The sequence below is a fragment of the Arthrobacter sp. TB 23 genome, assembly GCF_000294595.1.
Taxonomy (GTDB): Bacteria; Actinomycetota; Actinomycetes; order Actinomycetales; family Micrococcaceae; genus Arthrobacter_D.
Window position 1 is genome coordinate 39,370 of record NZ_ALPM01000070.1, and the last position, 9,982, is coordinate 49,351.

The 9,982-nt window shown below is 63.6% G+C and carries 12 protein-coding genes, 1 other RNA gene and 1 riboswitch; of the genes, 6 read left to right on the forward strand and 7 right to left on the reverse strand.

The window, feature by feature from the left end:
* Positions 1-37 precede the first annotated feature (37 nt).
* The 4 genes from ssrA (at position 38) to B384_RS0110575 (ending at position 2,983) form a co-directional block, all read left to right on the forward strand.
* Positions 38-408, forward strand: a transfer-messenger RNA (tmRNA) gene (gene ssrA, locus B384_RS20175).
* 104 nt (positions 409-512) lie between these two features.
* Positions 513-737, forward strand: coding sequence for a hypothetical protein (locus tag B384_RS0110565; RefSeq protein WP_019483086.1), 225 nt, complete (start codon positions 513-515; stop codon positions 735-737).
* Between the two features lie 4 nt (positions 738-741).
* The gene (locus B384_RS0110570) at positions 742-2,469 is read left to right on the forward strand and encodes an alpha-glucosidase (protein WP_019483087.1); all 1,728 of its coding nucleotides are present in this window, start codon (positions 742-744) and stop codon (positions 2,467-2,469) included.
* A 22-nt stretch (positions 2,470-2,491) separates the two neighbouring features.
* On the forward strand, positions 2,492-2,983 hold the full coding sequence (locus B384_RS0110575; RefSeq protein WP_019483088.1) for a YdeI/OmpD-associated family protein: 492 nt from the start codon (positions 2,492-2,494) through the stop codon (positions 2,981-2,983).
* Here B384_RS0110575 and B384_RS0110580 read toward each other — a convergent pair.
* On the reverse strand, positions 2,980-4,080 hold the full coding sequence (locus tag B384_RS0110580) for a carboxylate-amine ligase (protein WP_019483089.1): 1,101 nt from the start codon (positions 4,078-4,080) through the stop codon (positions 2,980-2,982). The two genes, B384_RS0110575 and B384_RS0110580, sit on opposite strands and share 4 nt — an antisense overlap.
* A 133-nt stretch (positions 4,081-4,213) precedes the next feature.
* A riboswitch (Fluoride riboswitch) is annotated at positions 4,214-4,285 on the forward strand.
* Between the two features lie 23 nt (positions 4,286-4,308).
* On the opposite strand from B384_RS0110580, the gene B384_RS18595 reads away from it, so the two are divergent.
* Both B384_RS18595 and crcB read left to right on the forward strand, forming a co-directional pair.
* Positions 4,309-4,800 carry a fluoride efflux transporter FluC gene (locus B384_RS18595; RefSeq protein WP_019483090.1) on the forward strand — a complete coding sequence of 164 codons (492 nt, stop codon included), beginning with the start codon at positions 4,309-4,311 and terminating at the stop codon, positions 4,798-4,800.
* Positions 4,797-5,183, forward strand: coding sequence for a fluoride efflux transporter CrcB (crcB, locus tag B384_RS0110590; protein ID WP_019483091.1), 387 nt, complete (start codon positions 4,797-4,799; stop codon positions 5,181-5,183). The genes B384_RS18595 and crcB overlap by 4 nt, the downstream gene beginning before the upstream one ends.
* Here the strand turns inward: crcB and B384_RS0110595 are convergent.
* From B384_RS0110595 to B384_RS0110620, 6 genes are all read right to left on the reverse strand, one after another.
* Positions 5,180-5,920, reverse strand: coding sequence for a metal-dependent transcriptional regulator (locus B384_RS0110595; protein WP_035766998.1), 741 nt, complete (start codon positions 5,918-5,920; stop codon positions 5,180-5,182). The genes crcB and B384_RS0110595 overlap by 4 nt on opposite strands.
* Position 5,921: 1 nt before the next feature.
* Positions 5,922-6,851, reverse strand: a complete 930-nt coding sequence (locus B384_RS0110600; RefSeq protein ID WP_019483093.1) for a metal ABC transporter permease — start codon at positions 6,849-6,851, stop codon at positions 5,922-5,924.
* 8 nt (positions 6,852-6,859) lie between these two features.
* Positions 6,860-7,669 carry a metal ABC transporter ATP-binding protein gene (locus B384_RS0110605; RefSeq protein ID WP_019483094.1) on the reverse strand — a complete coding sequence of 270 codons (810 nt, stop codon included), beginning with the start codon at positions 7,667-7,669 and terminating at the stop codon, positions 6,860-6,862.
* The gene (locus tag B384_RS0110610) at positions 7,666-8,574 is read right to left on the reverse strand and encodes a metal ABC transporter solute-binding protein, Zn/Mn family (protein ID WP_019483095.1); all 909 of its coding nucleotides are present in this window, start codon (positions 8,572-8,574) and stop codon (positions 7,666-7,668) included. Before B384_RS0110610 ends, B384_RS0110605 begins: the two co-directional genes overlap by 4 nt.
* Before the next feature lie 49 nt (positions 8,575-8,623).
* On the reverse strand, positions 8,624-9,172 hold the full coding sequence (locus B384_RS18600) for a class I SAM-dependent methyltransferase (protein WP_337459702.1): 549 nt from the start codon (positions 9,170-9,172) through the stop codon (positions 8,624-8,626).
* Between the two features lie 297 nt (positions 9,173-9,469).
* Positions 9,470-9,982 (reverse strand): aminotransferase class V-fold PLP-dependent enzyme (locus tag B384_RS0110620; protein WP_035767000.1); only part of this gene is annotated, 513 nt, incomplete at its 5' end.

A 9,982-nucleotide genomic window follows, 5' to 3' on the forward strand; every position in this document is an offset into this window, starting at 1 on the left:
AAGCAATTCGGGGAGAAGCACATTGATAACTACACACGGGGATGACAGGTTTCGACGATGTTAGTCGCGACAGGGGAAGCGGGCCGAGGATTTACAAGGCTATCTCGTTAACGCTCCTTGTTAAAATATAAGTGCCGAACAAAAACGCACTGACTTCGCTCTCGCTGCCTAAGCAGTAAGACCAAGTCCGTCAGCCCGGGAATGCTCTCGTCCCGGATCCTGGCGTCATTTAGAGGGCCACTGCTCCTGAAACTTGTTACAGGTTTCCGGGGGACTCTTATGTAACTGAGCTTGGCAGCAGTCTGTTTGCAGAACTGCTGAAGCTGAGAAAAACCGACGCAAACTGCGCCCGGAGAAGCCCTGACTACACTGCATCGGACGCGGGTTCAATTCCCGCCATCTCCACGAAACAGCCCGACGGCTAAACGTCCCTACCCTTTGGGGGAGGGACGTTTTGTCGTTAACACCGGCAGTCGCGCTGGGGCACCGCCAGCCGGACGTAGACTGACGGTATGAACTGGACGGACGATCCACCACCCTGGCTTCCCCCCCTGCCGCCGCCCAATCGAGGTCGCTTCCTGGTCAACACCGGGCTGATTCTGGTGATCGGATCATTCATTTTCATTTTCTACATGAGCTTTGTCGGCGGAACCCACACCCTGTACACCCTGATTCCATTGGCAGTGGGATTGATCTGCCTCATTGTTGGAATGGTCCGCCGGAACGAAGGGCGCTAACCCCGTGAGCGAAGCGAAGACAGAGCCGACACCGAGTGAGCCGGCCTGGTGGACCGGCGCGGTGGTGTACCAGATCTATCCACGCAGCTTTGCCGACTCCGACGGCGACGGCGTCGGCGACCTGCCCGGCATCATCGGTAAACTCGACTATCTGGCTGAGCTGGGCGTGGATGTTCTCTGGCTCTCTCCGGTGTACCAGTCCCCGCACCACGACAACGGCTACGACATCAGCGATTACCGGCTCATCGATCCGGTATTCGGGGATCTTGAACAATTCGGGGAGCTCCTCGATGGAGTGCACCGCCGCGGTATGAAGCTCGTGATGGACCTGGTGGTCAATCACACCTCTCACGAACACGAGTGGTTCAGGGAGTCGTCCTCCTCACTCGATAACCCCAAACGGGACTGGTACTGGTGGCGGGACCCCCGCGACGGCTTCGCCGCTGGGGAGCAAGGGGCCGAACCGTCGAACTGGGGATCGGCGTTCAGCGGGCCCGCCTGGACCCTCCATCCAGAAACCGGGCAGTATTACCTGCACCTGTTCGCACCCCAGCAACCAGACCTGAACTGGGAGAACCCCGAAGTCCGGGCCGCCGTCTACGAAATGATGAACTGGTGGCTCGACCTCGGTGTCGATGGCTTCCGGATGGACGTCATCAACTACATTTCGAAGGATCAGACCCTCCCGGATGGGAGAGTGCCGGCTGGCGGCCTGTGGGGCGACGGTGCTCCGCACTTCATCTCCGGCCCGCGGATCCACGACTACCTCCAGGAAATGCACCGTGAGGTTTTCGCCGGAAGGACCGCTGAGCTGATCACCGTGGGAGAGATGCCCGGCGCAACAATCGAGGAGGCCCGGCTTTTCACTGATCCTGCCCGCCGCGAGCTGGACATGATTTTCCAGTTCGAGCATGTGGGCCTGGATTACGGGCCGGGCGGCAAATGGGATTACCGGGGGCTGAACCTGGGTGACCTGAAGGCCTCCTGGAACCGCTGGCAGACGGGATTGGCGGAGGCCGGGTGGAACAGCCTGTACCTGAACAACCATGACCAGCCGCGGCTGGTGTCACGGTTCGGGGATGACACCAGGTTCAGGTACGAGTCCGCGACCCTGTGGGCGACACTGCTCCATCTGCACAGGGGAACCCCTTACATCTATCAGGGCGAGGAACTTGGCATGACCAATGTGCCGTTCTCCTCAATCGATGATTTCCGGGACCTGGAATCCATCAACTACTTCTACGAGGCGACGGCTGTGCTGGGTTTGGACCCTGAACAAGTGCTGTCCTCGATCCGTGTCATGAGCCGCGACAACGCCAGGACACCAGTGCAGTGGTCGGACGCCACGCATGCAGGCTTCACCACGGGCGAGCCCTGGCTCAGCGTTAACCCGAACTACCCCACCATCAACGCCGAAGCGGACCGGGCTTCGGATCGCTCCATTTTTCGGCATTATCAGCGGCTGATCCGGCTGCGCCATGACAGCGTTGTGGTGAGGCTCGGGCGGTTTAACCTCCTCGAAGGCAACCACCCCACCCTGTACGCGTTCACCCGGACCCACGAGGGTGAAACTCTCACCGTGGTCGCGAACGTATCGGGGGAGAACCTGATCCTGCCGCAGGGCGCTGGCCAGGGAAAACGGCTACTGAGCAACTACCCGGACGGAGGCGCCGGTGACACTGGACGGTTGCGGCCGTGGGAGGCTCGGGTACTCCAGACTGCTCGGCCCTAGACGAGTTCGCTAAGCTTCTGGAATGGCCCACTTTCGAGACCCTGGCCCCATCGAGTTCGATGCCGTCATCCAGCGCTCAACCGTGGCTGGTTCGGCATCGTTTGTTCAGTTCCCCCATAGCGTGCCCGAAACGTTCGGTGCGAGCGGGAGGATCCCGGTCAGGGCCGCGTTCGACGGCATCGGTTACCGCGGTTCGCTGGTCACCTACAGTGACGGCCATCTGCTCCTGGTCCGATCGGATGTGCAAACGGAAATCGGCAAAACCACGGGCGATACGGTGAGGGTGTCGCTGACACTCGACACCAGCGAACGGGTCGTTGAACTTGCCGATGATGTGTCGGCAGCCCTCACGGCTGGCGGCGCAGAGGATGCATTTCGAGCCCTCTCCTATTCACGTCAGCGCGAGTATGCGCTGTGGATCGCGTCAGCGAAACGTCAGGCCACCCGTGAGGCGCGGATTAACAGGACACTGCAACGGTTGGCCGAGGGCAGGGCAAACCAGAAGCCGGGTTAGCGTTCGGCGGTCAACGCCGAGCTGTAGAGTTCCAACAGGGACGCCATGCCGCCGGTTTCCATGGCCTGGCGTTGGCGCTCGGCCCCCGTACCGCGTGCCCAGACCGTGTCCAGTCCCGCGGCAACCCACTCGGTATCGCCCTCCGTCTCGATAGCATCCGCCGTGTAGGCCAGCAGCCGGCCCATCTGTTCGCGTGCAGGAATCAAGGTTCCGGTTCCCAGATCGACCAGGTCTGCGGCGAGCCCGTGCCTGGCCGCCTGCCACATGGCGGCGTCGAGCAGCTCCGGGTCGGGATCCAGGAAAGGTAGTCCGGCTTCGGCGTCGCGGACCGCCGTCGACACGAGACCCCTGACCAGGGCAGCCAGCAGCACCGAGTCCTGGGCCTCCAGCTGGGCGTCGCCGGTCCGGACCTCCAGGGTGGGATACGCATCCGACAGGCGGGCCATCCAGGTCAGCACCCCGCGGTCGATGATTACTCCGGTCCCCACCAGTCGTTCGATGCGACGTTCATAGTCGGCCGCGTCGGCGAAGACTGGTGGGCATCCCTGAATCGGCCACCTACGGTAATGGATCACCCGCCAACTGGCGAAGCCGCTGTCCCGGTCCAGCCAATACGGCGAATTGGTGCTGAGGGCTGTGATGACCGGCAGCCATGGCCGGATCCGGTTGAGCGCCTGCACACCGCTCTCCTTGTCAGGGATTCCCACGTGCACATGAAGCCCGTTGACAAACTGATCCGCCACAATGCCTCGGGCGCTTTCACGCAGCTGGTGGTAGCGCTGGTTATCGGTCAGGGTGGGGTACGCCGATTCAATGCGTGGAGCGGTGGCCGAGCCGGTGGCCCGCACGCCAGCCTTCCGGGCGGCGGCCGAGATCCGGCGGCGGAAGTGCAGCAACGACTCTTCGGCCTCGGTCAGGGTATGACAGACAGGGGTGGCCGTCTCGATCTGGCAACTGAGGAGTTCACGCTGAACGTCCTCCGCCTCTATCGTGGGCGACTGTTCCAAAAGGGCTTGCACCTCGTTGGCCCGGTACACCGGCAACCCCGAGGCCGGGTCCAGCAGGAGGTACTCTTCTTCGATCCCCAGCGTTGTCATGTGGAACCTTTGGCTAGATGGGTGTGGGCAGATGGGGTGGAACAACTTGTGCTGATAGTGATCATTGCATCCTCGAATTGCTGACGGCTAATGCTGGACTGCCCACCGGGTCCAACTGGCAATCCGATATAGTCGAGGCTACGGCGATGGATCCCGCCGGGGCGTTGCCCGAACCGCCACCATGGCTGATGGTTCCTGCCTTTGACACTCGATAGAGGCAGGTGCGCTGTGTCCAAACCAGATCAGGGTGAGCCGTCCGCGGTCGTCATGGACCGGCCGCCCCACCGGAGCCTGACATTCATTGCCCTGGTGTTCGCCGGGGGTGTGGCCGGCACACTGTGCCGAGTCTGGCTGAATGGGCTGGTTCCATCCCCGCAGGACCTGCCGCTACCCACCCTGGCAATCAATCTGGGCGGGTCATTCCTGCTGGGCCTGTTACTGGAGGGCCTGCTACGTACCGGTCCGGACCGTGGCGGGTACCTGATGGTGCGGCTTCTGTTGGGAACAGGGTTCCTTGGGGGATTCACCACCTACAGTGCGTTTGCCCTGGAAGCCATCGTCTTGGCCGCAGACGGCGCCAGCGGGTTCGCCGCCGCGTACGTTGCAGTCAGTCTCCTGGGGGGAGTCCTGCTGAGTTTCGCCGGGATTGGCGTGGGTGCAGCGGTTGCCAGAGGTAGACAGGGCCGGCCTGACACCAGGTCGGAGATGGACCTCCCGTGAGTGTACTTTTGATCCTGCTGGTTGGTGTTGCAGGCGGCACCGGTGCCGTCGCGCGGTTCATGCTCGACGGCGCCATCCGGGCCCGGTTCGCGACGGCGATCCCCTGGAGCACCGTCGCCATCAACATCCTGGGCTCGGGGTTGCTGGGGCTGCTGGGCGGGCTGGCCCTCGGCGAGCAGGTCCCCCTGGCAGCAAAGCTCATCGTGGGCGTCGGATTTCTCGGCGGCTTCACCACGTTCAGCACCGCGAGTGTCGAAACGGCCAGGCTGATCCAGAGCGGCCAGTTGAGGAGTGCCGTCGTCAACGGGCTGGGGACAGCCACGTTGGCGCTCCTTGCCGCTGCGGCTGGCGTCGCCATCGGTGCGCTCCTGGTCGGGGGCTAGCGGACCGACGCTTCGGGCAGGCGGCATCCGGAATGAACCTGATCAGTCTCAATCCACAGCGAAGTCGTCAGCTCTTCGCCGAAATCGAAAGTCCTTGCGGTGCCCGTATCGCCGACGCTGACCACCAAGGGGCCTCCGAACGGTTTCCGCTGGAGGACCTGCACGGGGGAGTCAAGGGCAATGGATTCAGCGGCGAGGAACCGGAGCAGCTCCGGATTTGCGTCGCTGATCCGGGTGATACGGCCGCGGTGCCCGTCGTCGAGCTCCTCCAGCGCATGGGCGTTCGGCAGGGTGATCTTCCCGTCGGCGGTGGGGATCGGATCCCCGTGCGGGTCTCTCCCGGGATGCCCAAGCTTCCGGTCGAGGCGTTCGATGAACGTGTCGGAGACAGTGTGCTCCAACAGTTCCGCCTCGTCATGAACCTCGTCCCACCGATAGCCCAGCTCGTTCACCAGGAAGGTCTCCAGAAGACGGTGACGGCGTACCATCGTCAACGCCAGATGCAGCCCATCTGCGGTCAGCTCGACTGAGCTGTAGGGCTCATGGCTCACCAGGCCCAGATCCATCAGCTTGCGGACCATTTCCGATGCCGAGGAATTGGCTACTGACAGTCGGGCCGCAAGCTGCGAGGCGGTTATTGGCCGATCCTGCCATTCAGTGAAGGTATAGATGACCTTCACATAGTCCTGAACGCTCGTTGACCCGGCGCTAAGCGCCGAAGCTGTCCGTTGTGCCATCTCAGGTCTCACTTCCCGTGGGGACGCCAGTGGTGTTGATTCTCCGAGTCCGGGTGTGGTTTTCCTGTGAGGAGTAGCGGCGCAACCGACGTCGGCTTGCCGCCTGCCAGAGGACCCCGGTTCGCCGGGCAAAGAGATACACCAGGACGAAGACCAGCGACTGGGACAGCACCACGGCAGCACCGGTCGAGATGTCCAGGTAATAGCTGGCGTAGATGCCGGCGACCGACGCGGCCGCGGTGAGGCTCGAGGCGATAATCAGCATCCGGTCGAAGCTGCGGGTCAGCAGGAAGGCTGTGGCGCCGGGGGTGATGAGCATGGCCACCACCAGGATGATTCCCACCGCCTGCAGGCCGACGACGACGCTCAGCGCCAGGAGACCCAGCAGCAGGGTGGAGAGCGCCCGGGTATTCAGCCCGATCACGTGCGCATGCGTGCGGTCAAAGGCAAAGAGCGTGAGGTCGCGGCGTTTGTACAGGACGATGGCGAGGGTCAGCACGCCAAGGATGACCACCTGCCACAATTCCCCGTTGGTTACACCCAGCACGTTCCCAAAGAGAATATGCATCAGGTCAACCTGGGAGGGAGTACGGGACACAATTGCGAGCCCCAGGGCGAAAAGTCCGGTGAAAACCACCCCAATGACGGTGTCCGACTTGAGCTTGGTGGTCGACTTCACCAGACCGATCAGCGCAACCGCCCCGGCCCCGAACACGAAGGCGCCGATGGAGAAGGGGATGCCGATGATGTAGGCCAGGGCGACGCCTGGCAGCACCGCGTGGGAAACGGCGTCGCCCATCAGCGACCAGCCCATCAGGATGAGCCAGCAGGACAGCACCGACGCGACGACCGCCGCGCAGACAGTGACGATCAGGGCGCGGGTCAGGAAGCCGTATTGCAGCGGCTCGGTGAGGAAATTGAGGACTTCCATGGCGTGGTCTAACTTTCTTCGGGTGCGGGTCGGGGACGAGAGGCGCCACCTGCCGTGGGTAGCGGCCCGAACGCGAGCGCCAACAACTCATGGGTCAGCACTTCGGAGGGCGGTCCATGCGCGAGGACCCGGTTGTGCAGCAGTACCGCTTCGTCGCAGAGCTCGGGGATCCCGGCGAGGTCGTGGGTGGAGATGAGAGCGGTCCGTCCCTCGTCCCTGAGTTCCTGGAGCAGACTGACCAGCGTGGCTTCGCTGGTCCTGTCCACCCCCGCGAACGGTTCATCGAGGAGCAGTAGCTGCGCGTCCTGGGCGATGCTGCGGGCAACAAAGGCGCGCTTCTTCTGCCCGCCGGACAATTCGCCGATCTGCCGGTTGCGTTGCTGGGTCAGGCCGACCCGCTCCAGTGCGGCGTCGACCGCGTCGCGGTCCGCACGGCTGGCGCGGCGGGACGGCGGCATTCGGCCGTAGCGGCCCATCAGGACGACGTCGCCCACCGAGAGGGGGAAGGTCCAGTCGACGTCCTCGGATTGGGGGACATAGGCCACGAGGTTGCTACGCCGGGCGGTGCGCTGGTCTTTGCCGAAAATCGCAACGGCGCCGGACTGCGGCTGGACCAGCCCCATCAGGCATTTGAACAGGGTCGACTTGCCTGACCCGTTGACGCCGATCAGCCCGCAGATGCGCGCTTTCGCCAGGTTGAGGTCGACGTCGCTCAGTGCCCGCACCTCGTTGTAGCTGACGGTGAGGCCGGAGACAGAGATGGCCGCAACCGCCTCGGTTCCCAGCGTGACGGCCTGCGGTGGAACGGACGAGGTCATGGGGCCAGCCCTTCAGTAATTACTTTGATGTCGTACCTGAGGAGGTCGAGGAAGGTGGGAACCGGGCCTTGCGGACCGGACAGCGAATCGACGTACAGCGGCCCGGCCAGTTCCGCACCCGTGGCCAACGCAACCTGCTCCTGCGCCGACGGATTGACAGTCGATTCGCAGAAGACGGTCGGGACTTCGTTGGTTTGGACAAAACCGATCACCTCTCTGATCTGCCGCGGTGTGCCCTCAGCATCAGAGTTGACCGGCCAGATGAATGACTCGTCGAGTCCCGCGTCCCGCGCCAGATAGGAGAAGGCCCCCTCGCAGGTGACCAGGGCAGGGGTTGAGGTGTCGGCGAAGGCAGCGCGTAGCTCGTCAAGCATGGACTGCAGCTCGGCCTTGATACGGGATCCGTTGGCTTCAAAATCGTTGGCATGCGGTGGGCTCAGATCCGTCAGGGCCACCACGATGTTGTCAACGTAGATCTGCGCAGCGGCGGGGGACATCCAGGCATGGGGGTTAGGCAGTCCGTTGTAGGCGCCAGAGCGAATGTCGACCGGCTCGACGCCGTCGGAGAGGACCGCGCGCGGGGCATCCACCGAAAGCAGGAAGCGTTCAAACCAGCGCTCAAGGCCCAGACCGTTGTCGAGAATCAGATCGGCGTCCTGAGCGTTGACCAGGTCCGACGGCGTCGGGTCGTAGCCGTGGATTTCAGCGCCGATTTTGGTGATGGATTCAACCCTGACGTGCCCGCCGCCCACCTGATCTGCCAGATCCGCGAGCACAGTGAAGGTGGTCAGCACCAGCGGGCGGTCGTCGTCGTCGGCTGGCCTCGCCTGCACAGCCGGGCTGGCACCGCAGCCGGTGAGTGCCAGTACGAGAAGAAGCACCAGCGGAATGAAAAGTTTCGGCATACCTAAATCTAACTCATTGGCATGCCTTAGCAACAGTGTTCCGGTCTTCTTACAAGCGGTCTGCCCGCCAGGAATGGGTGAAGTACGGCAACTCCACCTGAGCATCGGCGGCGAATCCCAGATGTTCGTGGAGGTACCAGTCGAGGTTGGCCTCGACCCTGGCCCGAATCTCTGGACCCGCCCGACGGTAGTAACTTCTGGATTTGGCGAGGTCGACGATATCTGAGGTGCTCAGCGGCTGCGCCCACCGCGCCGATCGCTGTTCAAGCGCCCCGAACTCCCGTCCAATCGCCGGCCGATGATCCGGTTTGTAGACATCTCCGGCATGCATGATCCGGCTAAGCCGGTGCACCCACGGCAGAGAAACATCCAACTGATTCCAGATCAGTCCCAGGCGGCCGCCCGGTGTGAGGATCCGTGCAGCCTCCGTGGTGGCTGCCACCGGATCAACCCAGTGCCAGGCTTGCGCCATGGTTACCAGATTGACCGAGGAAGCTGGCAGGCCGGTGGCCTCGGCGGTCCCGACGACAGCGACCACAGCGGGGAGCTTGGTGCTAAGGACCCCCAGCATGTCCGCCGAGGGGTCGACGGCGGTCACCTTCAGCCCACACCTCACGAGTTCTGCGGTGAAGATTCCGGTGCCCGCGCCGACGTCGGCTGCGGCGGNGCGGACGCGCCGGTGGGAATCAGCCAGTCAACAATGTCGGTGGGATACCCGGGCCGGACCCGGTCGTACTGCGCACCGCCGTCCAGGTAGCCGCCGGCGAGGTGGACTCGCCGGGTGTCGTGCAGACGTGGGCCGCCGCGGGGCATCTGTGCGCTCCTGTTGTCGATGGGTGGGATTCAAGCCTATCCCGCACCGGTCAATCGCCTCCTGGCCCACCAGCTGCTGAGGCTAGTCCCTCGAGCACGGCGCAGCGCCCGCCGTCCCCGGCGTGTGGGGAGCCCACACCGGAAAGGTTCGTGTCTCGGCGGCCGGTACCCAGCGTTCCTCGTCCACTACATAATCTGCGGTGAGACCATCGGCCAGGAGGGACCGGAGGCCGCTCAGCAGCCGCTCGACGTCCGCGGGCTGGGATCCCAGACCCACGCTGGCCCGCAACGAACCCGACGGCAGCCCGAGCCGTTTGAGTAGGGGATGAGCGCAGAACTTGCCATCGCGGAGGCCCACCCCGTGTTCGGCAGACAAATACGCGGCGACAAGTCCGGCGTCGTAACCGGACACCGAAAAGTTCACCACCCCGATGGGGTCGGCACTGTCCGGGAAAAGCTGGTGCACTGTGACCCCCGGTAGCGTTTCGAGTCCGGAAGTCAACGCAGACCGGAGGGCCTGTTCATGGGTCAGCCAGGCATCCTCGTCCAGCGACGCGAGCACCTCGGCAGCATGCGCGAGGGCGGCGGCGCCCAC